This is a genomic window from Azospirillum humicireducens (genome assembly GCF_001639105.2).
GTDB classification, from domain to species: Bacteria; Pseudomonadota; Alphaproteobacteria; order Azospirillales; family Azospirillaceae; genus Azospirillum; species Azospirillum humicireducens.
Window position 1 is genome coordinate 21,446 of sequence record NZ_CP028903.1, and the last position, 26,843, is coordinate 48,288.

30 protein-coding genes and 1 tRNA gene are annotated in these 26,843 nt (G+C 67.3%); 15 read left to right on the forward strand and 16 right to left on the reverse strand.

Going from position 1 to position 26,843, the window contains the following annotated elements; genetic code table 11:
* Positions 1-13 precede the first annotated feature (13 nt).
* Positions 14-1,213 carry a deoxyguanosinetriphosphate triphosphohydrolase gene (locus A6A40_RS17960; RefSeq protein WP_108547297.1) on the reverse strand — a complete coding sequence of 400 codons (1,200 nt, stop codon included), beginning with the start codon at positions 1,211-1,213 and terminating at the stop codon, positions 14-16.
* Between the two features lie 192 nt (positions 1,214-1,405).
* On the opposite strand from A6A40_RS17960, the gene erpA reads away from it, so the two are divergent.
* The 4 genes from erpA to A6A40_RS17980 all read left to right on the forward strand — a co-directional run bounded on the left by erpA (position 1,406) and on the right by A6A40_RS17980 (position 3,436).
* Positions 1,406-1,762, forward strand: coding sequence for an iron-sulfur cluster insertion protein ErpA (erpA, locus tag A6A40_RS17965; RefSeq protein WP_108547298.1), 357 nt, complete (start codon positions 1,406-1,408; stop codon positions 1,760-1,762).
* 48 nt (positions 1,763-1,810) lie between these two features.
* A complete protein-coding gene (locus tag A6A40_RS17970; RefSeq protein ID WP_108547299.1) occupies positions 1,811-2,584 on the forward strand; it encodes an exodeoxyribonuclease III in 774 nt (257 codons plus the stop codon).
* Positions 2,585-2,674: 90 nt separating this feature from the next.
* Positions 2,675-3,274 (forward strand): hypothetical protein, encoded by a 600-nt coding sequence (locus tag A6A40_RS17975; RefSeq protein WP_236783874.1) that lies wholly within the window; start codon positions 2,675-2,677, stop codon positions 3,272-3,274.
* 72 nt (positions 3,275-3,346) lie between these two features.
* Positions 3,347-3,436 (forward strand) — tRNA-Ser (locus A6A40_RS17980).
* 87 nt (positions 3,437-3,523) lie between these two features.
* Here A6A40_RS17980 and A6A40_RS17985 read toward each other — a convergent pair.
* Positions 3,524-4,144, reverse strand: coding sequence for a YajG family lipoprotein (locus tag A6A40_RS17985; RefSeq protein WP_236783875.1), 621 nt, complete (start codon positions 4,142-4,144; stop codon positions 3,524-3,526).
* A gap of 22 nt (positions 4,145-4,166) precedes the next feature.
* Positions 4,167-4,673: an outer membrane lipoprotein gene (locus A6A40_RS17990; RefSeq protein WP_236783876.1), complete on the reverse strand. Its 507-nt coding sequence runs from the start codon at positions 4,671-4,673 to the stop codon at positions 4,167-4,169.
* A 252-nt stretch (positions 4,674-4,925) separates the two neighbouring features.
* Here A6A40_RS17990 and A6A40_RS17995 point away from each other — a divergent pair, with 252 nt between their 5' ends.
* From A6A40_RS17995 to pepN, 4 genes are all read left to right on the forward strand, one after another.
* Entirely contained in the window at positions 4,926-5,366 is a 441-nt protein-coding gene (locus A6A40_RS17995; RefSeq protein WP_014188459.1) for a hypothetical protein, read from the forward strand.
* A 25-nt stretch (positions 5,367-5,391) separates the two neighbouring features.
* Positions 5,392-6,009 (forward strand): hypothetical protein, encoded by a 618-nt coding sequence (locus A6A40_RS18000; protein ID WP_108547301.1) that lies wholly within the window; start codon positions 5,392-5,394, stop codon positions 6,007-6,009.
* Between the two features lie 218 nt (positions 6,010-6,227).
* On the forward strand, positions 6,228-6,692 hold the full coding sequence (locus A6A40_RS18005) for a hypothetical protein (protein ID WP_108547302.1): 465 nt from the start codon (positions 6,228-6,230) through the stop codon (positions 6,690-6,692).
* A gap of 231 nt (positions 6,693-6,923) precedes the next feature.
* On the forward strand, positions 6,924-9,581 hold the full coding sequence (gene pepN, locus A6A40_RS18010) for an aminopeptidase N (protein ID WP_108547303.1): 2,658 nt from the start codon (positions 6,924-6,926) through the stop codon (positions 9,579-9,581).
* 105 nt (positions 9,582-9,686) lie between these two features.
* Here the strand turns inward: pepN and A6A40_RS18015 are convergent, their stop codons facing one another.
* From A6A40_RS18015 to A6A40_RS18025, 3 genes are all read right to left on the reverse strand, one after another.
* Positions 9,687-10,067, reverse strand: a complete 381-nt coding sequence (locus A6A40_RS18015) for a c-type cytochrome (protein WP_108547304.1) — start codon at positions 10,065-10,067, stop codon at positions 9,687-9,689.
* A 129-nt stretch (positions 10,068-10,196) separates the two neighbouring features.
* Positions 10,197-10,859 carry an SRPBCC family protein gene (locus A6A40_RS18020; protein WP_108547305.1) on the reverse strand — a complete coding sequence of 221 codons (663 nt, stop codon included), beginning with the start codon at positions 10,857-10,859 and terminating at the stop codon, positions 10,197-10,199.
* Positions 10,860-11,042: 183 nt separating this feature from the next.
* Positions 11,043-11,501: a hypothetical protein gene (locus A6A40_RS18025; protein ID WP_108547306.1), complete on the reverse strand. Its 459-nt coding sequence runs from the start codon at positions 11,499-11,501 to the stop codon at positions 11,043-11,045.
* Between the two features lie 200 nt (positions 11,502-11,701).
* On the opposite strand from A6A40_RS18025, the gene folK reads away from it, so the two are divergent.
* The 3 genes from folK (at position 11,702) to A6A40_RS31000 (ending at position 13,216) form a co-directional block, all read left to right on the forward strand.
* Positions 11,702-12,223, forward strand: coding sequence for a 2-amino-4-hydroxy-6-hydroxymethyldihydropteridine diphosphokinase (gene folK, locus A6A40_RS18030; protein WP_108547307.1), 522 nt, complete (start codon positions 11,702-11,704; stop codon positions 12,221-12,223).
* 118 nt (positions 12,224-12,341) lie between these two features.
* The gene (locus A6A40_RS18035; RefSeq protein WP_108547308.1) at positions 12,342-12,749 is read left to right on the forward strand and encodes a tunnelling fold family protein; all 408 of its coding nucleotides are present in this window, start codon (positions 12,342-12,344) and stop codon (positions 12,747-12,749) included.
* Positions 12,750-13,057: 308 nt separating this feature from the next.
* The gene (locus tag A6A40_RS31000; RefSeq protein WP_167562495.1) at positions 13,058-13,216 is read left to right on the forward strand and encodes a hypothetical protein; all 159 of its coding nucleotides are present in this window, start codon (positions 13,058-13,060) and stop codon (positions 13,214-13,216) included.
* 287 nt (positions 13,217-13,503) lie between these two features.
* Here the strand turns inward: A6A40_RS31000 and A6A40_RS18040 are convergent, their stop codons facing one another.
* The 5 genes from A6A40_RS18040 to A6A40_RS18060 all read right to left on the reverse strand — a co-directional run bounded on the left by A6A40_RS18040 (position 13,504) and on the right by A6A40_RS18060 (position 19,647).
* Complete coding sequence (locus A6A40_RS18040) at positions 13,504-13,896, reverse strand: response regulator (RefSeq protein WP_108547309.1); 393 nt, start codon at positions 13,894-13,896, stop codon at positions 13,504-13,506.
* Between the two features lie 18 nt (positions 13,897-13,914).
* Entirely contained in the window at positions 13,915-17,028 is a 3,114-nt protein-coding gene (locus tag A6A40_RS18045; RefSeq protein ID WP_108547310.1) for an efflux RND transporter permease subunit, read from the reverse strand.
* A 4-nt stretch (positions 17,029-17,032) separates the two neighbouring features.
* Positions 17,033-18,190, reverse strand: a complete 1,158-nt coding sequence (locus tag A6A40_RS18050) for an efflux RND transporter periplasmic adaptor subunit (protein ID WP_108547311.1) — start codon at positions 18,188-18,190, stop codon at positions 17,033-17,035.
* A 103-nt stretch (positions 18,191-18,293) separates the two neighbouring features.
* A complete protein-coding gene (locus tag A6A40_RS18055; protein WP_108547312.1) occupies positions 18,294-18,641 on the reverse strand; it encodes a hypothetical protein in 348 nt (115 codons plus the stop codon).
* A gap of 94 nt (positions 18,642-18,735) precedes the next feature.
* On the reverse strand, positions 18,736-19,647 hold the full coding sequence (locus A6A40_RS18060) for a glycosyltransferase family 2 protein (protein WP_236783877.1): 912 nt from the start codon (positions 19,645-19,647) through the stop codon (positions 18,736-18,738).
* 417 nt (positions 19,648-20,064) lie between these two features.
* Between A6A40_RS18060 and A6A40_RS18065 the strand changes: the two genes are divergently transcribed.
* Positions 20,065-20,691, forward strand: coding sequence for an ATP-dependent Clp protease proteolytic subunit (locus A6A40_RS18065; RefSeq protein WP_108547313.1), 627 nt, complete (start codon positions 20,065-20,067; stop codon positions 20,689-20,691).
* Between the two features lie 119 nt (positions 20,692-20,810).
* Here the strand turns inward: A6A40_RS18065 and A6A40_RS18070 are convergent, their stop codons facing one another.
* The 3 genes from A6A40_RS18070 to A6A40_RS32320 all read right to left on the reverse strand — a co-directional run bounded on the left by A6A40_RS18070 (position 20,811) and on the right by A6A40_RS32320 (position 23,395).
* Positions 20,811-21,104 carry a hypothetical protein gene (locus A6A40_RS18070; RefSeq protein ID WP_108547314.1) on the reverse strand — a complete coding sequence of 98 codons (294 nt, stop codon included), beginning with the start codon at positions 21,102-21,104 and terminating at the stop codon, positions 20,811-20,813.
* Between the two features lie 61 nt (positions 21,105-21,165).
* The gene (locus tag A6A40_RS18075; protein ID WP_108547315.1) at positions 21,166-22,362 is read right to left on the reverse strand and encodes an OpgC family protein; all 1,197 of its coding nucleotides are present in this window, start codon (positions 22,360-22,362) and stop codon (positions 21,166-21,168) included.
* A 535-nt stretch (positions 22,363-22,897) separates the two neighbouring features.
* The gene (locus tag A6A40_RS32320) at positions 22,898-23,395 is read right to left on the reverse strand and encodes an efflux RND transporter permease subunit (RefSeq protein WP_335645195.1); all 498 of its coding nucleotides are present in this window, start codon (positions 23,393-23,395) and stop codon (positions 22,898-22,900) included.
* 138 nt (positions 23,396-23,533) lie between these two features.
* On the opposite strand from A6A40_RS32320, the gene A6A40_RS18090 reads away from it, so the two are divergent.
* Together A6A40_RS18090 and A6A40_RS18095 are read left to right on the forward strand one after the other, a co-directional pair.
* Positions 23,534-24,373, forward strand: coding sequence for a cytochrome c oxidase assembly protein (locus tag A6A40_RS18090; protein WP_108547317.1), 840 nt, complete (start codon positions 23,534-23,536; stop codon positions 24,371-24,373).
* Positions 24,374-24,377: 4 nt separating this feature from the next.
* Positions 24,378-25,544 (forward strand): c-type cytochrome, encoded by a 1,167-nt coding sequence (locus A6A40_RS18095; protein ID WP_108547318.1) that lies wholly within the window; start codon positions 24,378-24,380, stop codon positions 25,542-25,544.
* Positions 25,545-25,585: 41 nt separating this feature from the next.
* On the opposite strand, the gene A6A40_RS30920 is transcribed toward A6A40_RS18095, so the two are convergent.
* Positions 25,586-25,723: a hypothetical protein gene (locus A6A40_RS30920; protein ID WP_162363827.1), complete on the reverse strand. Its 138-nt coding sequence runs from the start codon at positions 25,721-25,723 to the stop codon at positions 25,586-25,588.
* Between A6A40_RS30920 and A6A40_RS18100 the strand changes: the two genes are divergently transcribed.
* Complete coding sequence (locus A6A40_RS18100; RefSeq protein ID WP_236783878.1) at positions 25,722-26,366, forward strand: peptidoglycan-binding domain-containing protein; 645 nt, start codon at positions 25,722-25,724, stop codon at positions 26,364-26,366. The genes A6A40_RS30920 and A6A40_RS18100 overlap by 2 nt on opposite strands.
* 105 nt (positions 26,367-26,471) lie before the next feature.
* Here A6A40_RS18100 and A6A40_RS18105 read toward each other — a convergent pair whose 3' ends face one another.
* Positions 26,472-26,834 (reverse strand): hypothetical protein, encoded by a 363-nt coding sequence (locus A6A40_RS18105; protein ID WP_108547320.1) that lies wholly within the window; start codon positions 26,832-26,834, stop codon positions 26,472-26,474.
* Positions 26,835-26,843: the final 9 nt, after the last annotated feature.

A 26,843-nucleotide genomic window follows, 5' to 3' on the forward strand; every position in this document is an offset into this window, starting at 1 on the left:
GGAGCCTGACGGCTCAGGTCTTCACATGCAGGTCGAACAGCCGGTCATGCTCGGCCAGCGCATAGCGGTCGGTCATGCCGGCGATGTAGTCGGCCACATGACGGGCGCGCACCGCAAGATCGGCGTCGCCCCCATTTTTGGCGATATCGCGCTGCCATTCGGTCGGCAGGGTGTTCGGCTCGTCCATGAACAGCTGGAACAGGTCGCGCACCACGCGCTTGCACTTGCTCATCTCGCGGTTCACGCGATAGTGACGGTACATGCGCTGGCGCAGGAAGGCGCGCAGGGGCCGCTGCGCCTCCAGCATCCCGTCGGAGAAGCTGACCATCGCCAGCGGCAGAGCACGCAGTTCCGCGGCGCTGCCCGGCCTGTGCTCCGCCAGCCGCCGCCGCGTCTCCGTCACCAGATCGACGACCATGGCGTTGATCATCCGCCGCACGGTCTCGTGGATCAGGCGGGAGCGCTCCAGCCCCGGATAGCGGTCGCAGACCTCGCGGACCAGCGGGCCGACCAGCGGCAGCTCCGCCACCTCGTCCACTGTGAACAGGCCGGCGCGCAAGCCATCGTCGATGTCGTGGTTGTTGTAGGCGATGTCGTCGGCCAGCGCCGCCACCTGCGCCTCGGCCCCCGGATTGGTGTGCAGTTCCAGGTCCCAGTCGCCCTGGAAGGCGGCGATGGTGGTGGGCAGGCGGTGGCCGGGCAGCAGCGGCAGCAGCGGGCCGTTGTGCTTGACCACCCCCTCCAGCGCTTCCCAGGTCAGGTTCAGCCCGTCGAACTCGGCATAGCGCCGTTCCAGCCGCGTCAGGATGCGCAGGGTCTGGTCGTTGTGGGCAAAGCCGCCGTATGGCTCCATGCAGGCGTTCAGCGCCTCTTCCCCGGCATGTCCGAAGGGGGTGTGGCCCAGGTCGTGGGCCAGCGCCACCGCCTCCGCCAGATCCTCGTTCAGGCCGAGCGTGCGGCTGATCGAGCGCGCGATCTGCGCCACCTCCAGGCTGTGGGTCAGCCGGGTGCGGTAATAGTCGCCCTCGTGATAGACGAAGACCTGCGTCTTGTGCTTGAGCCGGCGGAAGGCCCCGGAATGCACGATACGGTCGCGGTCGCGCTGGAAGCACGAGCGCGTCGGGCTTTCCGGCTCCGCCACCAGCCGCCCGCGCGTGTCCGCCGGGTTGCAGGCATAGGGAGCCAGCCGATCGTGAAAACAGTCCGCCATCATGGGGCGGACACTACCGGCGGGGGGACGCGGGTGCAACGGCGAAGGCGTGCTATGCCCCGGCCCCCGGCGCCGGCGGCAGACAAGCGTGCCAGAAGCGCAACGGTTCGGCGCAATGGAGCCCATACTTTGACGAAGGCGTCGTTCCCCCTTACATTTATGGTAACTCCCGCACCGCACCAAAGGGGCCACCCCATGCCCGATACCGCACTCCCCACCGAAGCCCGCGTCCTCGGCGTCAGCGAAAGCGCCGCCAGGCGCGTCGCCTTCCTGATCGAGCAGGAGGGCAATCCCAACCTGATGCTGCGCCTGACCGTGTCCGGCGGCGGCTGCTCCGGCTTCCAGTACGGGTTCAGCTTCGACGAGACCGCAACCGACGAGGACCATGTCTTCGAAAAGGACGGCACGAAGGTGGTCACTGACGACTCCTCGCTCGACCTGCTCGCCGGCGCGACGCTGGATTACGTCGAGGACCTGATGGGTGCCGCCTTCCAGATCAAGAACCCGAACGCCACCGCGTCCTGCGGCTGCGGCAACTCCTTCGCGGTCTAAGGCCGCCGTCGGAAGCCAAAGATAAAGAAGAAAAGGCAGGCCCGTTTCGTGAAGATCGCCACCTGGAACGTCAACTCGGCGAAGGCCCGCCTTCCGCTGATCACCGACTGGCTGCGCGCGACGTCCCCGGATGTCGTGCTCTTCCAGGAAATCAAATGCGAGACCGCCGCCTTCCCCGCCGCGGCGTTCGAGGAGCTCGGCTACCACGTCAATGCCGTCGGGCAGAAGGCCTACAACGGCGTCGCCTTGCTGTCCAAGACCCCGGCGGAGGATGTGCTGACCCGCCTGCCCGGCGAGCCGGAGGACGAGCAGGCCCGCTATGTCGAGGCCACCGTGTCCGGCGTGCGCATCGCCTCGCTCTACCTGCCCAACGGCAACCCGGTGCCGGGGGAGAAGTTCGCCTACAAGCTGCGCTGGATGGATCGGCTGTACGACCATGCCCGGACCCTGCTGGCCCAGGAAATCCCGGTGGTTCTGGGCGGCGATTACAACATCATCCCCGAGGCGCGCGACGTGTTCTCGCCGCAGGCCTTCGCCGGCGACGCCCTGTTCCGCCCGGAATCGCGGGCCAGGTTCCGCGCCCTGCTGAATCTCGGCCTGACCGAGGCCTACCGCGCCCTGCATGACGACGACCGCGCCTATACCTTCTGGGATTATCAGGCCGGTTGCTGGCCGCGCGACAACGGCCTGCGCATCGACCATTTCCTGCTGTCGCCGCAGGCCGCCGACCGTCTGGCCGGCTGCAGCATCGACCGCGGCCCGCGCGGTCTGGAAAAGGCGTCCGACCACACCCCGGTGGTGCTGGAGCTGCGCGACGCCTGACCGCGGCCTGTGGAATCCGCGAAACAACAGCATTTTGTTAAAACTCCCGCCATTAAGATGGCTGCGCGGCCGGCATGACAACCGGCCGCCATGGTCACAGCGGGAGCGAAGGGCGGCATGGCGTGGGGGCGCGACAATGGCCGGGAAGAGGTAAAGGGGCTGCTGGCGGCGCTTGAACGTCAGGCGACCGAGGCGTCACGGCTTGCCGACCGGGCCCAGCGCGACATGGGCGACGACCGTTTCTCCTCCTTCCTCGATTTCCGCCGCAAGGTGGAGGAAATCCGTGCCCTGTTCGTCCTGACCGAGGAGCGCCTGCAGGGCGTCGACGAGTCGCGCCTGAGCGACCTTCGCGCCGAGTTCGAGCGGATGGATCTGCTGCTGACCCGCATGCTGGTGCGGGCGATGCGCAACTATTTCTCCGGCATGCGGCAGGATCAGGTTCTGCCCATCGGCGCCCGCGAGCTGTTCGAACCGGAGCTGCGCAGCATCGACCAGACCCGCGCCCGCCTGCTTGGTCCGCGCTATGCCGACCGCGTGGCCCCGGATGTGCTGGACGATCTGGACGCAACGGCGGAGCTGATCCGCAAGACCATCGCCCGCGCCCCCAGCCTTCCCGACTTCTCCGACAGCCCCAGCCCCCCCAAACCGACCCGCCGCCTGCGCACCCTGGGCCGCCCGATCCGGAATTGACGGAGAAATCAACGCCGATCCACGCGCGGCACTTGACCCACCGAGGCGCATTCGCTACTCCCGTGGGCCGAAGGATGGGTGGCCGAGTGGTTTAAGGCTCCAGTCTTGAAAACTGGCGTAGGTGCAAGCCTACCGTGGGTTCGAATCCCACCCCATCCGCCATTCAAATCACGAATTCATCGCCAGACTGGGACGGACGAACCCGGCGCATGAGCAACGGGTTCGAACTCGTCTTGTATCAATCGACCATCAGGACGTCGGCAGAGTCGCAACTTTCGGCTTGCTTCCGGCTTGCACCAGGGCTTGGTGCAAATTCGCATCCTGAACCACCAACTGAACGGCATCCCGCAACGCAGCCGACAAGGCCGGGGCAGCCTGCTCACCCATCATGAGCATGACATCTTTGTTCACACCGACCGCCCGATAGCTTCGGCTGTAGACCAGAGTGCCGTCCTGACGCTTCGCCGTCAGGTCGAAGGCAACCTCAGCGACCGCTTCCGCCGTCCAGAAGCCGGGCTTGAAGTCGTTATAGAAGTTGGTGGTCTGCACGGTGATGGCGATTCCGCCGGGGCCGACGTTGAAGCCGAGAGACGCCAGTTCCGTCTGCACCGCCTGACTGACTTCGGCCACCACGTCGTTGGCAGCGGTGATCTTGGCCATCTCCATGCCGTAGCCGTTCTTCTTCGTCGACACGCGGTCACGGTTCGACACGCGGCCATCGGCTGCGGTAACGTTGATGGTTACGTCCTTGGCTCCCTGCACCACAGAAATATTGGCCGGGGCAGAGTATTTGACCGGAATGGCATCCTCGGTCAATGCACAACCGGACACCATTGCTGCAAGAAGTGCGCAGGTAACAAATTTAATCATTTTTACTCGATCCTACAGTATTTCAATCGACGACCTTGATGCCTTGAGGCCGCGCAATTTGATTCGGCAAGTGATCGGCAGGCAGAACGCGCTGGTAGGTTCCACTGGCCTGCACCATAACGCGCTCGGACGCGCTGAACACCCGGTCACCCGCCGCCTGCTCCTGTACGATGGTGATGGTTTTCCCGTTCGCGAGAGTGATGGTGTACTCGATCCCGACACGGTCGCTGGCGGCCTGCTCCGCCATGGCGCCGATTGCGGCTCCCACGAGAACGCCACCCAGAATCGCCGCGACGTTGCCGGACCCCTGTCCGACATTCGACATCGCCAAACCGCCTGCCGTCCCGCCGACGACCCCGCCAACGCCAGTGTTCTGCCCCCGAATGTCCACCTGGCGGGAGGCCACCACCGTGCCGAACTCGACAGTCGATGCACGACCAACATCTTGGAAGCTGTAGCGGCTTTGCCCCTGCGTGGCGCAACCGGTTAAGCTCGCCGCAAGGCATATGCTTGTGGCGACTGAAATCATTAGCTTTCGCATTGCGGCTCGATACCCCATTTCTGCGATAATGAAATCCAATACTCAACCGTAGAATGGCAGAGCGTGCTCCCGATGTCGATAGCAACGCCATCGCTCCAGGTCGCTCGCCGCACCATCGTCCGTTCGTCATCACCTTCGGCGGCACAGAACGAACTGCATACAATCATATGACCCCCACCCTTTTGCGCCTCCCCGATTGCTCTGTTAGCGTCCCGTTCGGGATAGGGGGAGGAGCAAACCATGGGACTCATCAGCTTTCTGAAGAAGACCGCCGCCGGCCATACCGACCGCCAGAAGCAGGCGCGCTACGACCGGGCGAACGCGCGCGCCAATGACTACATGGAGGTGGCGCAGTGGTATGCCGAGGAAGGCGACGGCAACCCGCGCATCCTGCAGAACTATCAGGAACTGTCGGCACTGCCCTTCCGCCAGGGGCATGCGGCGAAGCTGGTCGGCTATCGCAACGACATCACCCGCAAGCTGGGCCATGCCGCCCACATCGGCACCCGGCAGAACCCGTGGATCGCCGCCTTCCTGCGGCCGGACGACGGCACCGTCTATTGCGCCTATGTGCTGCTGCGCGACGACAACCAGCAGTTCGCGCTGATGAAGCCATACTGGTTCCTCTCCGGCAACGAGACGGAAGCCGGGTTCAAGCGGTCCGTGACCGGCGTCATCTGATCCATTCCGCAGGAAAGCCGCACACATGCCGAACATCGCCGATCTGGTCGCGAATCCTGAAAGCTTCCTCAAGAACAACCTGATCTGGATCCAGTATCAGTCCTACCAGCCCAACTACCGGGTCGGCGGGGTCAAGAGCTTCACGCTCAGCGACGACGGCATGACCTGCACGCGCAAGGGCACCGGCATCATCTCGCAATTCTCGACCAAGAATGTCGATGTCTGGTCGGTGCGCTACGACCAGGGCAACCGGCCGGGAAGCTGGAACGCCTACTGGTTGCCCTACGACCAGGATTTCAAGCATCTCATCGTGCTGGAGGACGAGGCCGACGTGATGTTCACGCCGACGATGGACGGCTGCTCCTTCGGCTTCAGCGACCATGGCGGCGGCACCTTCTCCGCTTCCCACGGCAATCTGCAGACCGCGGAGGGGCGGATCGACGAGGCCGGGCTGCGCCAGGGCATGCGCCTGCACGGCACCACCCTGCACAAGGCGCAATACATGAACGTGCCCGGCACCGACGCGGTGAAGGTCACGCTGGTGGGCGTGCGCAACGGCAAGACATGGCGCTTCTTCTACCAGCAGTACATCGACAACATGGGCGCCTTCACCCTGCTCAAGGTGGCGCAGGTCAAACGGTAGGACGGCCGCCGGTCCAGGCGGTAAGATATTCCATCACGCCGGCATAATATTGCCGTCCTGCGGCAATAAATTCCCATGCGGCACCCCGCGGCCACGGCCCGGCATCCACTGCGGCAGCGATAACGCCCTGCAATCCAACGAAAAAGTGCAAGGTTCCAGCATTGGCACACCCATTGCTACAAAAGCGTGCAGACATGATTGGGCACGGACGTGGCAACATGAGCATCTCCAGCGCAGGAACCTACAACGGCATCGCGGCTGCGGCATACAACCGCAAGATCGGCCGGCAAACCGACCAGGAGGCTCCGCCCTCATTCGCCGACACCATGGCCACCGCCAGTGGAAAGTCCGACCGGAGCGCTGACGCCGCTGCGGCCAAGCCCGATTTCACCCATATGACCCACAAGGGCATATTCGACTGGATGAACGAGAAAATTCGCAGCGGCGAGATGTCGTTCGACGAAAGCACGACCTATGTCAGCATGAGCGTCAGCAACATCGCCGGCAGCGACCGGTTGACGCTCGACAACGAGAGGCAGGTCGATTTCCTGCAAAGAACGAAAGACGGCATGGATTGGGCTCAGAAGCTCGGCAATGCCGATCTGTACAAGCGGCTGTCGACCGCATTGAAGACCATGCAGGATTACCAGGACAAGCCCGACGGCCTGTCGCTGAAGGCCTGACCACCGGCGGATTACCGCCGAAGACTCCCGGATGGCAAAAAGCATGTCGGACTGGCGTGGTGCCGCGCCCCTCCACTCCGGTTGGGTGGGCGATCCGACAACCAGTTCGCTTCCCGCCCAAGACAGCCCACCGCCGCCTTGCTACAGTCCTTGTCCCTCGGACCTGTCCCGACCAGTTTGATCCGCAAGACAGACCCTCCGGACCAGAGACCCAAAGCAGAGACAAGGCACATGGACAAAGGCACGCCGAAGGCCATCCGGCTTCAGGACTATCGCCCGCCGGCGCATCTGATCGACACGGTCGACCTGTTCGTCGACCTGGGCGAGGACGTCACCACCGTCCGCGCGGTGCTGGCGATCCGCCGCAATCCCGACCGGCCGGAGGCGGCGACGGAGCCGCTGTCGCTCGACGGGCAGAGGCTTGATCTGGTGTCGGTGGCGCTGGACGGCCGGACGCTGGGGCCCGACGACTACACCGTCACCCCCGATAACCTGATCGTGCTGCGGGTGCCGGACAGCTTCACCCTGGAAACCATCGTCCGCATCAAGCCGCAGGAGAACACCGCGCTGGAGGGGCTCTACAAGTCCTCCGGCAACTTCTGCACCCAATGCGAGGCGGAAGGCTTCCGCAAGATCACCTATTTCGCCGACCGGCCGGACGTGATGGCGCGCTACAGCACCACCATCACCGCCGACAAGGCGCGCTACCCGGTTCTGCTGTCGAACGGCAACCTCGCCGCCTCGGGAGATCTGGAGGGCGGGCGCCACTGGGCGCGCTGGGAGGACCCCTTCCCCAAGCCCTGCTACCTGTTCGCGCTGGTCGCCGGCAGCCTCGTCCATGGCGAGGACCGCTTCCGCACCGCGTCGGGCCGCGACGTGACGCTGCGCATCTATGTGGAGCCGGGGAACGAGGACAAGATCGACCACGCCATGCGCTCGCTGATCAAGTCGATGCGCTGGGATGAAGAGGTCTACGGGCTGGAATACGACCTGGACATCTTCAACATCGTCGCGGTCGGCGACTTCAACATGGGAGCGATGGAAAACAAGTCGCTCAACATCTTCAACACCAAATACATCCTGGCCAAGCCGGAAACCGCGACCGACACCGATTTCCTCAACATCGAGGCGGTGGTCGCGCACGAGTATTTCCACAACTGGACCGGCAACCGCGTCACCTGCCGCGACTGGTTCCAGCTGTCGCTGAAGGAAGGGTTGACCGTCTTCCGCGACCAGGAATTCTCGTCCGACATGCATTCCCGCGCGGTGAAGCGCATCGCCGACGTTCAGGGATTGCGCACCGTGCAGTTCCAGGAGGATGCCGGCGCCATGGCCCATCCGGTGCGCCCGGACAGCTATGTCGAGATCAACAACTTCTACACCCCCACCGTCTACAACAAGGGTGCGGAAGTCATCCGCATGATCCACACCCTGCTGGGGCCGGAGAAGTACCGCAAGGGCACCGACCTCTATTTCAAGCGCCATGACGGGCAGGCGGTGACCTGCGACGATTTCGTCGCCGCCATGGCCGATGCCAGCGGCGTCGACCTGACCCAATTCCAGCTGTGGTATCGGCAGGCCGGCACGCCGGAGCTGGACATCGCCGGCAGCCATGACGCGGCGGCCAAGAGCTTCACCCTGACGGTGAAGCAGACGGTCCCGCCGACGCCGGGCCAGCCGACCAAACAGCCGATGCACATCCCGCTGACGGTCGGCCTGCTCGGCCCCGACGGGCAGGATCTGCCCTTGCGCCTGGACGGCGAGGAGGCTGCAACCGGCACCAGCCGCATCCTGCACGTCACCGCGGAAAGCCAGAGCTTCACCTTCCATGACATCCCGGCCCGCCCGGTCCCGTCGCTGCTGCGCGGCTTCTCCGCCCCGGTGAAGCTGAAGACCGACCTGACCGACGCCGACCTGACCTTCCTGATGGCGCATGACAGCGACGCCTTCAACCGGTGGGAAGCCGGGCAGATCCTGGGCACCCGCATCCTGCTGACCCTCGTCGCCGACCGGCAGGCCGGGCGCGATCTGGCACTGCCTGAGGGGTATGCCGACGCCTTCGCCCGGATCCTGACCGATGCGCAGCGCGACCCGGCCTTCGCCGCCCAGGCGCTGGTCCTGCCGACGGAGGCCTATCTCGGCACCCAGATGGCCGTGGTCGATCCCGACGCCATCCACACGGTGCGGGAATTCGCGCGCAAGACGCTGGCCGGACGCCTGCGGTCGCAGTTCCTCGACCTCTATCGCCGCAACAGCAGCCAGGAGCCCTTCTCGGTCGATGCCGACGCCATCGGAAAGCGGGCGCTGAAGAACCTCTGCCTCGCCTATCTGATGACGCTGGAGGATGACGAGGCGCTGGAGCTGTGCCTGACCCAGTACCGCGGCGCCAAGGGCATGACCGACGAGATCGCGGCGCTGCAGTTCCTGTCCAACGCCGCCTCGCCCGAAGGGGAGAAGGCGCTGGCCGACTTCTACGAGCGCTGGAAGGGCGAGGCACTGGTGGTCGACAAATGGTTCGGCGTCCAGGCGATGTCGCACCGCGCCGACACGCTGGAGCGGGTGACGGCCCTGCTCGGCCACCCCGCCTTCGAGATCCGGAACCCCAACAAGGTCTATGCGCTGATCGGCGGTTTCGCCAGCGGCAACCCGGTCCGCTTCCACGACCGGAGTGGAGCCGGTTACCGCTTCCTCGCCGACCAGGTGCTTCGCCTGGATCCGATGAACCCGCAAGTTGCGGCGCGGCTGATGGGCCCCTTCTCCCGCCTGCGGCGCTATGACGCGGCCCGTCAGGCGCTGATGAAGGCCGAATTGGAGCGGATCGTCGCCACTGCGGGCCTCTCGCCGGACGTCTATGAGGTGGCGAGCAAGAGTCTGGCCGCTGCCGGCTGAAGACTCGGCACCAAAGGACCGGGTTCATAGGCAAAGGGCCGGAGGCGATGCCTCCGGCCCTTTTCGCCGTCCGCGGTCCCCGGCGCCGGGCCGGGGGACGAGGTCTTACTTCTGCTCGGCCAGGAAGGCGATCAGGTCGGCGCGCTTGGTGTCGTCCTTCAGGCCGGCGAAGGCCATGGTGCCGCCGGGGACGATTTCCTTCGGGGCCTTGATGTAGGCGTCCAGGTTCTCCGCGCTCCAGGCCAGGCCGCCGGCGGCCTTTTCCTTCATCGGGTTCGAATACTTGAAGCCGTCGATCGACGCGGCCGGACGGCCGACGACGCCGAACAGCGACGGACCGACCTTGTTCTTGCCCTGCTCGGTGGTGTGGCAGGCCATGCAAACCTTGAAGACATCCTTGCCGGCGGCGGCGTCGGCGGCCTGGGCGGCACCGGCACCCGTCACGATCGCGGCGAGGGTGGCTACGCCCATCAACAGCTTCTTCATACTTCGGCTTCCCTTCCGATGGATCGACCGGCCGACGGCGCCGACCGGAATCGCGCGGCAGCATACACAATCCAGGGGTACGTCAAACCCCTTTGATATGGCCGTACGACCAATGAACAATCTGCCACACTAGTGAATCAAAGCAAGCGATGCGAGCAGGACCACAACCAAAAGAAGTGCCGCCCACGGAACGTAGAAACCGCCGCTTCCGGTCCCGATTCCTCCGCCGCGCCCGACCGGGAGAGGCAGCGGAATTTCCGGGGGCGGCTCCGCCATGCGTGCCGCCGGCTTCGGGTCGGCGCTTGCGGGGGTGGCCGCCGGGGCCGGATCGGCGGGCGCGGCCTCGGCCGGCGCCGGGCCGACGATCTGGGTGAAGCGCGCGAAGAACTCCTCCGCCATCTTGCGCGCAGTGGCGTCGACCAGCCGCGACCCGATCTGCGCCAGCTTGCCGCCGACCTGCGCCTTGGCGGTGTAGGTCAGCAGGGTGGCGCCGCCTTCGTCGGACAGCGCCACGGTGGCGCCGCCCTTGCCGAAACCGGCGGCCCCGCCCGATCCTTCGCCGGTGATGGTGTAGCCGTTGGGCGGATCGAGGTCCGACAATGTGACCTTGCCGGCGAATTTGGCGCTGACCGGGCCGACCTTGGCCACGACCTTGGCGGTCATCTCGGTATCCGACTGCCGGACCACCTCCTCGCAGCCGGGAATGCACTGGCGCAGGATGTCCGGATCGTTCAGCGCCGCCCACACCGCCTCGCGGCTGGCCTCGATCCGGTGGCTTCCGCTCATATCCATGGTTCGTGTTTCCTCCAACCCTATGCCAACCCTGTTGCGTCCCTTTGCGGGCGCCCGGTTCCCAGGCCATGACCGGAATTTCCGGGGCCGGGGTTCGGTTCGAGAATACGGGATCGGCCGGCGACGCGACAGCCCCGACCGCCTCGTCTCTAAGTCCTATGGGCGCCCCGCCGGGACCTGCCGTCAGCCACGCGGCGCCATGCAGTTGCTGACGATCGGCGTGCAGGCCGACAGCGAGGCGCCCGCCGGATAGCTGACCTGCTCCACCGTGCCGCGCGGGCCGACCACCACCGTCGCCTCGCATCCGGCCGCGGTGGTGCCGCCGACCGGCACGCCGAAGCCGAGGCCGAGCCCCACACCGCCGCTGCCGCCGAAGCTGCCGGCACCGATGCCGATGCTGCTGCCGGGGCTGTAGGCCGCCGTCGGTCGCGCCACATAGGTGTAGTATTCCCGGCCCGACGCCATCGCCTGACGGTCCGGCACGCCGGCACAGGCCAGCAGGTCGGCCTTCGGCATGCCGACCATGGCGGTCTGGGCGCGCCGGGCCACCTCGGGATCGGGGCCGGTGGCGCAGCCCGCAAGGATGGCGGACATGCCGCCGAGAAGGATCACCGCAGCGCCCAGGCTCCGTACGCGGCCCATGTCTCGTCCTCCACCAGGATATCGTGTCATTGCCGGGTTCATCTCAACCGGTTGATATGAAGCTGAAACCCCGCCGCCGCCTGTCCGTTCCCCGGAGGGCCGGACCGGCATTCGCCCGATGGGAGGGCATGACGGGCTGACGGAGATTTGCTAGGAGTTCCGCCACCCGCCCATCCCAGCACATCAGGATCGCCGACGCCATGGCCGAGCTTACGCCTACCCCCTCCTCTCCCGTCACCGTCCATCTGGCGCTGGGCGGCAACATGGGCGACCGCGCCGCCAATCTGGCGGAGGCGATCCGCCGGCTGGGCGGGGCGGTGGAGATCGACGCCCAGTCGGCCCTCTACGAGACGGCGCCGATGTATGTGACGGACCAGCCGGCCTTCCTCAACATGGCGGTGCGCGGCACCACCCGGCTGGATCCGCAGGCGCTGCTTCGCTTCATCAAGGACATCGAGTCGACGCTTGGCCGCGACCTGGGCGGGCTTCGTTTCGGCCCGCGCCCCATCGACATCGACATCCTGCTCTATGGCGACCGGGTGCTGACCGAACCGGAACTGGAGGTCCCCCACCCCCGCATGGTGGAGCGCGCCTTCGTCCTCTGCCCGCTGGCCGACATCGCCGCCGATGTCCTGCATCCGGTGCTGAACCGCCGCATCGACGCATTGCGCGACGAGGTGCCGGGGCGCGAGACCGTGCTGCGGATCGCCGAAGGGCTCTGATCCTGGGAAACGCCGGCCATCGACCGCCGACCGAGCGCGGTGGCGTGCGGCGGCGGCACCGCCTATAGTGCCGGGCAGAACGCAATGCCGGTGGCGGACCGCCGGCCGGGAGAGTGTGTTGTCGGACGATAGCGCAAAACGGGCCGTCCTGGTCCAGCCGGGCGGCGCGCCGCTCACCTACACCATCCTGGTGCGCGGTTTCGCGGCACCGGTCGCCATCGCCGGCCGCACCGACCGGCCGCAGGTGACTTTCGACCTGACCCTGACCGTCGCCCATCCCGGCCCCGGCTTTCCCGACGATATCGCCACCGTGATGTCTTACGAGGACATCGTCGAAGACTTGCGTCGTCTTTGTGCCGAATCCGATGTATCCGGTCCGGACTATCTGGCCGACCGCGCCGCGGCGCTCTGCCTCTCCCACGCGAAGGTCCGCCGGGTCCAGGCGGACGTTACGATTCCGGCCCCCGACTCCGGCGGTCCCTCCGCCGGTGCAAGCCTGACGCGGACACGTCCGGAACAGGGGTGAGCAATAAATCGGACGGTCCACAGACCGGTTGCCGCACCAACCGATACTGGACCTCGGAAAGATATAGCGCTTGTTGACAAAAGGACGGGTGACAATACCACCCGGGCTGCGCTATGGTCACCATATTGTATTTTCAACGCACAATCCGGATCAAAGGGGCTATGTCCCCCGCGGCAATCCGGATGCCGAAAGCCGAGACGAGCGCGCAGCAGGGATTAGGCCAATCGCCATTGCCGGCTTCGACCGTCTGCCGATCCCCCTTCCGGGACGGCACGGTTTGCGGAAGCCGGACCAAAAGGGAGGGACGCATGGACCGGAACACGACGCCGACCCTTTCCGAATTGCTTGCCGATCCGATCGTGATCGCCGTGATGGCACGCGACGGCATCAGCCCCGACAGCATCCAGCAGCTGTTCGAACGCCTTCGCCGGAGCCGTCGAGTACAGGAACAGCGGCTCGCCGCCTGAGTCTGCCGCACGCAGACCCAGCCGCCTGACAACCGCGCAGGCGGAAAGCGCGAGCAGACTAGGGACAAGGCCGCACACGCACCCATCGGATGGAACCGGTCACTGGCCGCGCGGCCAGAAACCTCGGCTGGATCCTCTTTCCAAACACCGCCGGCCATCCGACCGGTCCTTAACCAAGCGGAAACCGCCTGAAACGTGAAGCACCGCCGAGCCGGCATGATGTCCGGGGCTGCGGTGCTTTGCGATTCGGCGCATGGGTTGAGAGAGGGAGGGCGTCGAACCTCCCCTCAGCCCTCCAGAACGGCGCGCACGGCTTCCATCACCTCGGCCGGGGTGAAGGGCTTGCGCAGGGTCCGGTGCGCGCCCAGCGCCTCGGCCACCGGCAGCACGTCCAGCGAGGCGCGGACGCCGCCGCCGGAAATCGCAATGATCTTCAGGGACGGCGAGGCCCGCCGAAGCTCCATGATCGTCGCCAGCCCTTCCTGATTCGGCATGAAGATGTCGGTGATGACGAGATCGATGGGTCGGTGGGGGGAGCGGTCGGCGGAATGCTCACGGAAACGTGCCATCCCCTCCATGCCGTCGCGCGCACCGACCGCCTCGTGGCCGGCCATCGTCATCGTGCGCAGAAGCACCGCCCGCGCCACGTCGTCGTCGTCGATGATCAGCACGCTCGCCATGGCGCGACGCCCTCCTCGTCACTCGGCAGGATGTGCAGGCGGATGGGCCACACCATGCGCTTCGCCCGTCCCGTCCGATTCATCCTCCATCGGCCTCTTGCGGGCAAGATAGCTGTAGACCGTCGGCACCACGAACAGGGTCAGCAGCGTGCCCAAGGTCATGCCGCCGACGATCACGGCACCGATGGCCTGCCGGCTTTCCGCGCCGGCCCCTTGCGCATAGGCCAGCGGCAGAGCGCCCAGCACCATGGCGCCGGTGGTCATCAGGATCGGACGCAGGCGCAGGACGGCCGCCTCCTCCACCGCCTTGCGGATGTCGGTCCCGCCGCGCTGGAGCTGGTTGGCGAACTCCACGATCAGGATGCCGTGCTTGGTGATGAGGCCGACCAGCGTGACGAGGCCGATCTGGCTGTAGACGTTCATCGTCCCGCCGCTCATCTGCAGCGCCGCCAGCGCGCCGGTCATCGACAGCGGCACCGTCAGCATGATGACGAAGGGGTCGATGAAGCTCTCGAACTGTGCGGCCAGCACCAGATAGATGAAGGCCAGCGCCAGCACGAAGACGAAATAGAGCCCGGTGGCGGATTCGCGGAATTCGCGGCTCTGGCCGGCATAGTCGGTCTGGGCGGTGGCCGGCAGCACCTTGTTCGCCGCCGCCTGCATGACCGCCAGCGCCTCGCCCAGCGAGGTCCCCGGTGCCAGCGTCGCGGTGATTGTGGCGGAACGCAGCTTGTTGAAGTGGTTCAGCTCCTTTGGCGCCACCCGCTCCTCGACCTTCACCAGATTGGCCAGCGAGATCATCTGTCCCGCTCCGCCCGTTGCGCTGGTGCCGCCGCGCACATAGATGCCGGCGATGTCGTCCGGGTTGCGGCGGTCGACGTTCGCCACCTGCACGATCACGTCATACTGCTTGCCGTCCTTCTTGAAGCGCGTCACCTGCCTGCCGCCCAGCAGCGTCTCCAGCGTGCGGCCGACGGTGTCGACATCCACCCCCAGGTCGGCCGCCTTGTCACGGTCCAGCGACACCTTCAGTTCCGGCTTGTTCAGCTTCAAATCGGTGTCAAGGTTGACCAGGCCGGGGAAGTTGCGGGCCTCCGCCATCATGGCGTTGACCATCGCCTGCAACTCCTCGAAGGGCAGAGAGGTCTGGATGACGAAGTTCACCGGCTTCTCGGTCGGGCTCTGGCCCAGCGACGGCGGGTTGGTGACGAAGCCCAGGATTCCAGGGATGCCGAACATCTTGGGGAACAGCTGGGCGGTGATCGCCTGCTGCTTCACGTCGCGCAGATCCCAGTCGATCAGGCGGACGAAGGCGATGCCCTGGTTGACCACCGGAAAGCCGACGACGACAAAGAACTTCTCCAGCACCGGGATCTGACGGAACAGCGCCTCCATCTGCTGGGCGTAGCCCATGGTGTAGTCCAGCGTCGAGCCTTCCGGCGCGATGGCGATGCCGACGATGGTGCCGCGGTCCTCCACCGGCGCCAGCTCCGACTTCAGGCCGTTGAACAGCACATAGCTGGCCGCGGCGACGGCGAAACCGACCAGCAGCACCAGCGGCCGCGCCCGCAGCGACAGGCGCAGCAGACCGCGGTAGCCGTTGGTCATCCCCTCCAGAAAGCGCTCGATGGCGCGGTAGAGGAGGCCGTGCTTCGTCTCGTGCTTCAACAGCTTGGAGCACATCATCGGCGACAGCGTCAGCGCGACGAAGCCGGACACGATGACCGCACCGGCCAGCGTCAGCGCGAACTCGGTGAACAGCCGCCCGGTGCGGCCGGTCATGAAGCCGATGGGGGCGTACACCGCCGCCAGCGTGATCGTCATGGCGATGACGGCGAAGCCGATCTCGCGCGATCCCTTCAGCGCCGCCTGGAAGGGGGGCATTCCCTCCTCGACATAGCGGAAGATGTTCTCCAGCATGACGATGGCGTCGTCGACGACGAGGCCGATGGCCAGCACCATCGACAGCAGGGTCAGCGTGTTGATGGAGAAGCCGAAGGCGTACATCAGGGCGAAACCGCCGATCAGCGACACCGGGATGGTGACCAGCGGCACCAGCGTCGCCCGCAGCGAGCGCAGGAAGAAGAAGATCACCAGAACGACCAGGACGATCGCTTCCAGGATGGTGTGGAACACCGCATCGATCGATTTGGCGATGAAGACGGAGCTGTCGTAGCCGACATCCACCCCCATGCCGTCGGGCAGGGCGGCGCGGATCTTCGGCAGAGCGTCGTTGACCGCCTTCGACACGTCCAGCGGGTTGGCGGTGGATTGCTTGACCACGCCGATGGCGACGGCGCCGCGGCCGTTGAAGCGCGCGCTGACCCGCTCGTCCAGCGCCCCCAGCTCCGCCCGGCCGACGTCGCGCAGGCGGACCAGATAGCCGGAATCGTCGCGCAGGATGATGGCCTCGAACTCGGCCGGGCTGCGCAGGTCGGTTTCCGACACCACGGTGAACTCGCGCGCGACGCTTTCGACGCGCCCGGCCGGGATTTCCACATTCTGCCGGCGCAGCGCGTTCTCGACATCCTGCGGCGTCACCCGGTAGGCGGCCATCCGCTGCGGGTCGAGCCACAGCCGCATGGCGAAGCGCCGTTCGCCGAAGATGCGGACCTGGGCGACACCGGGCAGGTTCTGCAGCCGGTCCTTCACGTAACGGTCGGCGAAATCCGTCACCTCCAGCGGCGAATGCCGGTCGGAGGAGAAGGCGAGATAGATGATCGGCTGGGCGTCGGCCTCGACCTTGGCGATCACCGGCTCGTCGATCTCCGACGGCAGGGCGGCGCGGACGCGGCCCACCCGGTCGCGCACGTCGCTGGCGGCGACATCGACATTGCGGTCCAGCCGGAAGCGCAGGGTGATCTGAGACTTCTCCGCCCGGCTGATCGAAGACATCACGTCGATGCCCTCGATGCCGGCGAGGCTGTCCTCCAGCGTCTGCGTCACCTGGCTTTCGATGATCTGGGCCGAGGCGCCCTTGTAGGTCGTCTCCACCGTGACGACCGGCTCGTCGATCTTGGGATATTCGCGCACCGACAGGCGCTGGTACGACACGATGCCGATCAGCATCAGGGCGAGGCTCATCACCGTCGCCAGCACCGGGCGGCGGATCGAGATGTCGGAGAGGACCATCGCCTCAGCTCCCCGTCGACTTGTTGGCCGCCGGTTTGGCCGGCAGCACGGCGACCGGCGCGCCGTCGCGGATCTTCAGCTGGCCGGCGGTGACCACCATGTCGCCGGGGGTGAGGCCCTTGGAGATCTCCACCTCGGCGTTGCGGCGTTCGCCCAGAGTGACACGGGTCTGGGCGGCCTTGCCGTCCACCACCTTGAAGACGAACTGATCCTTGCCGAAGGCGACGATGGACTGTTCGGGCACCAGAACCGCGTCCGGCACCGTGGTCAACGTCAGCGACACGCGGGCGAACAGGCCGGGGCGCAGCGCGCCGTCGGGATTCGGCACGCGGGCGCGGATCGCCAGCGCGCGGCCGTTCACATCCACCAGAGGGTCGATGGCGTAGACCGTGCCGTCGAAGCCGCGCCCGCCGAAGGCATCCACCGCCACCTTCACCGTCTGGCCGACCTTCACCGCCGGCAGGAACATCTCCGGCACGCGGAAGTCCAGCTTCAGCGTGTCGATGTCCTCCAGATTGACGATGTCCTTGCCGGCCTGGACGAAGTCGCCGACCGACACCTTGCGCAGGCCCAGCACCCCGTCGAAGGGCGCGGTGATGACCTGCTTCTCCAGCTGCGCCTTGGCCAGCTGCACCGCAGCCTCGTCGGCCAGCAGCTTGGCGGAGGCCTGTTCCCGGTTGCGCAGCGGACCGCTGTTCTGGCGGACCAGCTGGTCGGCGCGCGACAGCTCGGCGCGGGAGAAGGCGATGCTCGCCTGGGCCTGGGCAAGGGTGGCACGGGCGATGGCATCGTCCAGCCGGACCAGCACGCTGCCCTTGGCGACCCGCTGCCCCTCCTTGAAGGCGATCTCGCTGATGCGGCCGGCGATCTCGGGCCGGATCACCACCGATTCGTTGGACAGCAGCGAACCGACCGCGGTGACGGTCCGCTCCACCGTTCCGATGCGGACGGGAACCGCCTCCACCGGCATCGGCGGGGCGCTGCCCGGCGGCTTGGCTGCCCCGGAGGCGCCGCCCGGAGCCGGCGCGCCGCCGGACACGGCGCCGCTCAGCATCGCAGTCAGCCCGGCGACGGTCCCGCCCTGCTTCACGAAATACCAGTAGGCCCCGCCGGCGAGAGCCGCCAGGACGAGGAGAGCAGCGATGCGAAGCGTGTGGCGCATGGGACCGGAATCCGGACGGGTTTCACTTTGCCGCAGCGCAACCGGGAGGCGCGCCGGGCAAACTGAACTATATCGTTCAGTTCAAATCCGAAGTCGAGAAGGTTCAACGATCCGAACCGTCCGCCTGACCGTTTGTGGCCGCCGCATCGGGACGCGCGGCGGTCTCCAGCCTGCCCGCCCGCATCGCGACCGTCCGTCCGCCGCACAGCGTCACCCACAGGTCCGCGGGATCGCCGCCCGCCACCGCTCCGCCATCGTCGATCCGGCAGACCGTGCCGCCGTCGAGGTCGAGACCGGGCGCGCAGCAGGGGGACTCGCCGGCCGGAACCAGGGCCCGCACCCGTCCATCCTCGATCCGGATATCACGCAGTCCATCGGGAAGCCGCGCGTTCTTCAGCCAGAACTTGCCATTGGCGGGAATGCGGGCGAGGCAGCAGGTCGGGGCGCTCATGGGGTTTACCCGTGTCCGGTCCGGCGGTGTGCGACGCATCGAGGCTGACACAAAATGGTAAAGCAAAACCAGCGGGAGCTTGGATTTCCGGGACTCATCCTTCCCCAAGCGCCAGGAATTCCTGAAAATTGGCGCAACGTCCGGCCCTGAAGGCGGCTTCGTATGCGGCATTGCGGGCGCGCTTGGCGGCGATGGCTTGCGTGAACCGCTGGCGCAGCCCCCGGTTCCGGATGCCCAGGCCGTCGCCGGCCAGCCGGTTCAGCACATGGCGGTAGCAGTGCTCCGCCCGCTCCCCGCTGTCCGCGGAGAAGGTGATGGAACCGGCACGCTGGCGGTATTCGTAGAATGGCGTCGCCACCAGCGGCACCGGTCCGGCGGCGTCGAGCACCCGGACATTGAACACCACATCGTCGCAGAAATTCACGTCCTCGTCCCAATGCGGAACCAGATCGCGCCGCACCACCGGAAACATCGGCACCGAGGTTGCCAGGAACCCACCGCCGTCCAGCCGTGCCGGCGCCTGCCCCTCCCCATACAGGCACAGCAGCGGCGAATCGTCCTCGTCGCGCACCACCGCGACATTGTCGAAGGTAGCGCCATGGGCAAGCGCCAGCGGCGCCAGGGCGGACAGCCGGCCGGGGCGGAACCGGTCGTCGGCATCCAGCGGCGCCACCAACGCCAGCTGCGCAGCATCCAGCCCGGCATTGCGGGCGGCGGGCGCCCCGGCGCCCACCCGGCCGGTGCCGGTGAAGACCAGCCGCGGGTCGTCGATCCCGGCTGCCTGCAGGGTCGGGCGGTAGTCGGTGCCGTCGTCGCTGACGATCACCGCCTCCCATGCCGTCCAGTCCTGGTCCAGCAGACTTTGCACCGCCCGGACGATGGTGTCATGGGCGCGGTGGGCGGCGATGATCACCGAAACGCCCGTCGATGGGCTGCGGGGCATCCCGGCGAGCGTCTTGGAGGGCGTCTTGGCGGGTGCGCCCTGCCCCATTCCGTTCCCGTGCATTCCACCGCCCCGATGCCCACCTGTGCGAGAGTGTGACTGCGGGCGGCGAACGGCGTCAATGGGACAGACCCTTGCCGCTCCCCCTGCCCCGGCCAGGATTTCGAACCTCCTCTTACCGGCTCCGCCGCCGCGTGGTAGGAAGGGGTATCGTGCGTGCGGCCTTGGAGACCACCATCTTGCTCGGCGGGTTGAACAGTGGAACAGGGCCGGAAAACCGTTGCACGGCGTTTCAAGCGTTCCAACCGGCCGCGGCTCCGCCCATCGATTTTGCCCCGCCGGACGTTGAACATGAAGCCCGGACGGGCTATGTGGTGAAGCAGGCAAGGCGCATGCGGCAACGGGACAGCAGTCGGGGCACCCCCGGCAGCGCATCCCGGTCCCGATACCCCGCTTCCGATACCAGGGAGAAGAACATCAATGGCGCAGGTCGGATACACCCGGTTCGACGACGAACCTGAAAAGGAACCGGACGAGAAGTCGAAGGAAAGCGCCCAGCCGCAGTTCGCCGCCGTGCAGCAGAGCCTGTTCAAGGCGCGCACGGTCCTGATCTTCGGTCAGATCGATATGAAGCTGGCGCAGGGCGTGTCGGCCCAGCTGCTGGCGCTCGCCCATGAGAATGACGACGACATCACCGTCGTGGTCAACTCGCCGGGCGGCCATGTCGAGGCGGGCGACACCATCCACGACATGATCCGCTTCATCAAGCCGCGGGTGAAGATGCTGGGCACGGGCTGGGTCGCCAGCGCCGGCTGCCACATCTATCTGGCGGCGAAGAAGGAAGACCGGTTCTGCCTGCCGAACACCCGCTTCCTGATCCACCAGCCGCTGGGCGGAACGGGCGGCCGGGCGACGGACATCGCCATCGAGGCGAAGGAAATCATCCGGATGCGCGAGCGTCTGAACAAGATCATCGCGCGGGAGACCGGGCAGCCTTACGAAAAGGTCGCCAAGGACACCGACCGGAACTATTGGATGCTCGCCGACGAGGCAAAGGAATACGGCATCGTCAGCCATGTCATCGACACCATGGACGAGCTGAAGTAGAAGCCCGTTCCGGCGGATACCGAAAAAGGGCTTTCCTCCTGCCGGAGGGAAGCCCCTTTTTCTTTCAGCTTTGCCTTTCAGCTTTGCGTTACGCCGCAACCGCCCCCGAAAACGGCTCTTCACACGGACAGGTTCAGAAGCGACCCGCGCTTGTGGTAGCCCTGCCCGTTCACCTGGGCGGAAAGGGCGTTGGCAACGGTATCCACCGACTGATTGCCCTGGGTGGCGGTGCGCGTCTCCCGCGTCTGGTCGGCCTTGCCGGCCGCCTGGGGAGCGGTGACGGTCTGGGTGCGGACCGGCGGAGCCGTCTGCTGCGCCGCCTGCACCGCCGGAGACATCGCGATCTGCACCGCGGGTGTCTGCGGGTTGGGCTTCAGCGTCTGGTAGGACGGTATGGCCGGATTGAGTTGCATGGACAAAATATGCGCTCATCCAGCGCAGGATTCAAGAAGCCCAGCCGTAGCTTTCCCGGCCTCAGGAGGTTTCGGGCACCGCCGCGGCGGTTGACGATGGCGATGCCGGACCCGCAGTGACCTTGGCCGTGACCTTGGCCGGCAGCCGCCGGGTCCGTCGCCGCTCCAGCACCAGCGCCAGCACCAGCAGCAGGGCGATGCCGCCCAGATTGACCGCCAACACCGCCGCCGTCCCCTTGCCCGCCATCAGCACTGCGGTTCCGGCAATCGACAGCACCACGCCGACGCAGAAGACCGGCAGCGAATGCCGCCCGCAGGCCGTCAGCAGCCGCGCGGGCGCCGAGCGCAGCCATGCCGCATCCCCCGGCACCAGCAGCGCTGCCGCACAGGCGAGCGCCAGGAAATGCAGGAGCCGCATCGGTCCCAGCGTGTCCTTGTCCGCCCAGGGGATCGTCTGCTCCGGCAACCAGCCATGCAGCCCGGCCGGAACCAGCGCCCGGCCGAGGTCGGAGGCCGCCCCCTTCCACAGCGCCATCCCCACCACCACCGCCAACGCCGCCGCCAGCAGCCAGCGGGAGCGCGGCAGCGTCATATTGCCGCTGCGCACCACCAGCGCCAGGCTGGTGCCGAGGAAAAACACGCATTGCCAGGCCAGCGGGCTGAAATTCCAGCTCCCCTCCCACAGGTTGGGCGGCATCAGGCCCGGCGCCGCCTGGGCGAGCAGATAGAGCGCCACGGACCCCGCCACCGCCGCCATGCCGAAGCGGGCATGGGACCACAGGAACAGCGGCGCCGCCGCCACCAGCAGGATGTAGAGCGCCAGGATGTCGAGCGCGAAGGGCAGGTAGATCAGCACCAGATGCCACGCCATCGCCACGACCGGGCTGTCGAACAGCGGCGCGAAGCTCTCCAGCCGGTTCGACGCCTCCATCGGCAGGTCGCCGACATGGACAGCCAGCGCCACCACCAGCGCGCTGACCAGCATGGTCGCGATGTTGGCCGCCCACAATTGCCGGCAGCGGCCGAGCGCCTTGCGCTGGCAGGCGGCGAATCCACGCTCCGCCAACACCGGACCATAGGCCAGCGCGATGGCGTATCCCGAGATGAAGACGAAGATCTCCGCCGAGTCGGATGGGCCGAAGCGGCCGGGCGTCACCGTCGCCAGCGGGTTTTCGCCCACATGGTTGATGAAGATGATCAGAAGGGCTGCGCCCTTGAACAGATCGAGCCGGACGTCGCGAACCTGACGTTGCTGCATGCGGCTGCGCCTCTCCTGCTGTCGCGGGGCTTCCCGTCGGGCGGAACCGGCCGCTCGCCACTTTCGGCAAGGGCGCACGAAGCGCGGCGATGCGGAGCCGCCTTGGGTCCGGAATCGCCACGGGGAATATCGCTCACCATGGCCATTTTCGCCGGCCGGGTGTCCGGCGCGATGGGGGGATCCTTCCATCGCGGCGCAGCAGGGGAAAAGCGTTACGCCCTTCTCATGACCGTTGCGAAAACCAGCCCGGAATCGGGCCGGCCCTGGCGGATCGGAACCCGTCGGGGGCAACCTTGCTGGGACTGTACGGCCGATCCGGCCTGAGCGAGGACGCAAAGCATGCCCCCGATCAGAACGATCCGCGACCGCATCCCATGCCGATGTCCGATGTCCGATGTCCGATGTCCGATGTCGGGCACGGCCCCGGCCGGCCCCTGCTGCACCAAGCGGGCGCGAGCCTCGACCGGACGGCGGCGCAGCCGCTCGGTCAGGCGCTGGCGGGCGACGAACAGCACCGGAACATTGACGATGCCGATCACCGTAGCCGCCACCATGCCGCCGAACACGGTGGTGCCGATCGACCGCCGGCTGACCGTTGACCGGGGCGGACATGAACTGGTCGTAGCGGGTGATGCTGTCGGGAGCGAGCGTGGTGCGCACCGAGATGCGGCACCTCCGCGCAGTAGGTGCTGAACACCGCCTGCGGAGTCGGGTCCTGGTTGGCGGCGACCAGCAGGCCGCACAGCGCCGGGCTCGGCGTCAGCGAATTGATGCCGGAGATGATGAAGGATGCCGCGATGGTGAGGGCGAACTGGCGGTGGAGCTGCCCGGTGATGCCCGGTCGGCAGGCCACCGGCTCCTTCGCCGAAAGCTCCGGATGCTCCTCCTTCACGCGGCGGACATTCTCCGCCACCACGAAGGCGTCGTCGACGACGAGGCCGATGGCGAGGATCGGCGCGAACAGCGTGATGGTGCATGCTGCAGGGCGGGACGGCGGGCATGACGATCTCCGGCAACGTTTCCGATTGGCCATTCGCGGTCACACCCCCGGTGACCGTTCTGCTCCCTCGTCTTACGGTCAATCGGGCGTAAACGCCGCCTTGCCGGGAACATCCCGCCGCCCCGGTCATTGGACAGGACGGAGAGAGCCCGGATCCCGCGAGGCCACGCCATGCCGACAGACGCCCTTCCCTCCGTCCCCTACTGCGGTGCCCCGCCGGTGCCGGGTGGCTTGTCGACGGCCTGGAACACCGACCCATGGCTGCTGGCCGCCTTCGTCCTGGTGGCGGCCGGGCTGGCGGCGGCAAGCCGCCGGGCGCGGATTTCGGGCAGCCCTTCCGGCCACCGGCCCTGGTGCCTTGCCGCCGGCTGGCTGATCCTGGGCATCGCCTTCGTCTCTCCGCTGTGCAACCTGACCTCAGCCCTGTTCTCCGCCCGCGTCGCCCAGCATCTGCTGACCGTCCAGGTCGCGGCCCCGCTGTTCGTACTCGGCTGGCCGGCCGGGGCGGTGAACTGGCCGGGATGGCTCCGGACAGCGGTGAAATCGCTGGAACGGCCGGAGCTTGCCTGGGTCCTGTTCGGCATCACGTTGTGGGTCTGGCACCTGCCGGGGCCGTACATGGCGGCGCTGACGAACGACGCCGTGCTGTGGTCGATGCACGGCACGTTGCTCGCCGGAGCGGTGGCCGCGTGGCGGAGCGTGCTGGCGCCCGCCGACAACGCCATGCGCCTGCGCGGGCTGCTGGCGGCCTTCGGCACCTCGGTCCATCTGGCGATGCTGTCCGCCCTGCTGATCTTCGCCGGGACGTCGCTGTTCCCCTACCACCTGACCACCACCGCCGCCTGGGGCCTGTCGCCGCTGGCCGACCAGCAGTTGGGCGGGCTGATCATGGGGGTGGTCGGGGCGCTGGCCTATGTGGCGCTGGTGCTGGCCGGGGCGGCGCGCTGGCTGCGGCAAAGCGCTGAAGACCGCATTGAGGACGGCCGGTTCTCCGGCGGAAAGGCCGGGTGAGGGCATGCGGCGCACCCTGACGACCCTCGCCCTGGCGGCGGTGGCGGCCGGCATCGGCGGGCTGCTGTTCGCGTGGTCCGGCCTCTACAGCGTCGCGGCGACCAAGGAGCATTGGACGCCCGCCGAGATGTTCTTCGAGATGGCGATGCGCAGCTCGGTGGAGACGCATGCCGCCTTCGTCGAGGAGCCGCCCGACCTGAACGACCCGGCGCTGATCCGACGCGGCGCCGGCCATTACGAGGACGGCTGCGCCCCCTGCCACGGCGCGCCCGACGCGCCGCGCAACCCGATCTCCCGCCACATGATGCCGGAGCCGCCCTATCTGCCGAACCAGCTGCCGGACTGGAAGCCGCGGGAGCTGTACTGGATCACGCTGAACGGCATCAAATACGCCGGCATGCCGGCTTGGCCGGCGCAGCAGCGCAAGGACGAACCCTGGGCGGTTACCGCCTTTCTCCTGCGGCTCAAAGGGATGAGCGCGGAAGAATACCGCAGCCTCGCTTTCGGCGGGACCCAGCCGGATGGGCCTGCCCGCGTCGCCGACCTGACCGGCCCGGTCAGCGGCCCGGAAACCGGCCGGCTGGGAGAGACCCTGCAGGACTGCGCCCGCTGCCATGGCCGGGACGGCAACGGCGGCGCCGACGACGCCTTCCCGCGCCTCGCCGGGCAGTCGGCGGATTACCTCTACGAGACGCTGCGCGCCTACGCCCAGGGCAACCGCTTCAGTGGCATCATGCAGCCGGTCGCTGCCGGCCTGGACGAGAAGGCCATCCGTGCGCTGGCCGACCATTACGCCGCGCAAAAGCCTGAAGCGCCAGGCTTTGCAGCCGCCCAGCCCTCCCCGGAGCTGCTGGAGCTGGGCCGGCGGATCGCGGAGGCAGGCGATCCCGGACGGGGCGTCGCCGCCTGCTCCGGTTGCCATGAAAGAGGGGACGACAGCCGCCATGCCCGCGACCCGCGCTATCCCACGCTGGACGGCCAGCATGCCTCCTACATCGCCGGCCAGCTGCGACTGTGGCGCGACGGGGCGCGCGGCAACACGGCACTGTCCCGCATCATGGAGGCTGCCGTCCGCCGCCTGAGCGACGGGCAGATCGATGCAGTCGCCGAGTATTACTCCCGCCGTGCCCACGGTGACGCCATGGTGAAGGGCGATGACGGAAAATCCTGAGACGACGCCAGGGAACAAGAAGGCCCGCTGCTGATTGTTCATCACATGACCCAGCTGTCGCTTGCCGTGCGGCGGGACAGTACAGGCCGCACCGGGCGGCGGGTCGCCAACATCGAAGCGTAATCGAGAAGGATGGCAACCATGCTTGGGAATTCGAAGAGGATTTCGAAGATCGTCATGACCGCCACGGCCGCCGGCGCCCTGTTCGCGCTCAGCGCCTGCGGCAGCACCGAGACTTCCCGGACGGCCACCGGCGCGGGCAGCGGTGCCGTGGCCGGCGCCGTGGTCGGCGGCCCGGTCGGTGCGGTGGTCGGTGGCGTCGGCGGCGCCGTCGCCGGCAACACCATGGACGAGAGTCTGAGCAAGAAGACCGACCGCGTGACCGACCGCGCGACCGCCGAAGTCCGGGAAGAGACGTCGGGCAGCGGTTCCGACCGGTCGTCGGCCCGCCGCTCCGGCAGCATGTCCTCCAGCGGCCTCAGCAGCGAGCAGGTGCGCGAAATCCAGCAGGCGCTGAACGACCGCACCGACGGCCGCGACATCGCCGTCGACGGCATGTGGGGCGCCAATACCCGCCGCGCCCTGATGCAGTTCCAGCGCGAGAACGGCCTGCGCGCCACCGGCCGCGCCGACGAGCAGACCATGGCCGCGCTGAACCTGAGCGGCACCGCCGGCAGCACGGGCACGACCGGGAACACGGGCTCCGGCACGACCGGAACCAGCAATACGGGGACGGGCAGCACCGGCACCATGCCGAGCGACACTCCGCGGACTCAGAACACCCCGCAGGGCTCGATGGGGCAGACCGGCTCCCAGCAGTAACCCGACTCTCCGAATACCGCATCGCCGGTTTCGAGGCATCCGCGGCGGCCACTCCGGCTGCCGCATGTGCTTCGGAACCGGCGATGCATTTTCGGGGGTTCGCCATCATCCGCAGGCCGGCACCAGCAGCGCCGGCAGACCGACCCACAGGATGGCGACCAGTGCCGAGCCCGCCCCGGCGACCACGAACCAGCGGGCGAAGCGGCGTGGATCGGCGGAGGCGACATGGCCGGCCGGGCCGCTCCCGCGCAGCGCCATCACCAGCAGCACCGCGACCCAGGCCATCGCCAGGACCGTCGCGGCGGCGACCAGGGCCACCGAGAGGGGATAACCGAACAGCATCGCCCCCTCCGGCGACCGCGCGCAGACCGCGCCGTTGATGGCATAGACCAGGCCGAAATGCCCGGCCCAGATCAGGAAGGGCGCCAGCATCGCGCCGAAGGTAACGGGAAAGCTGCGGCCCGACATGACGCCCCC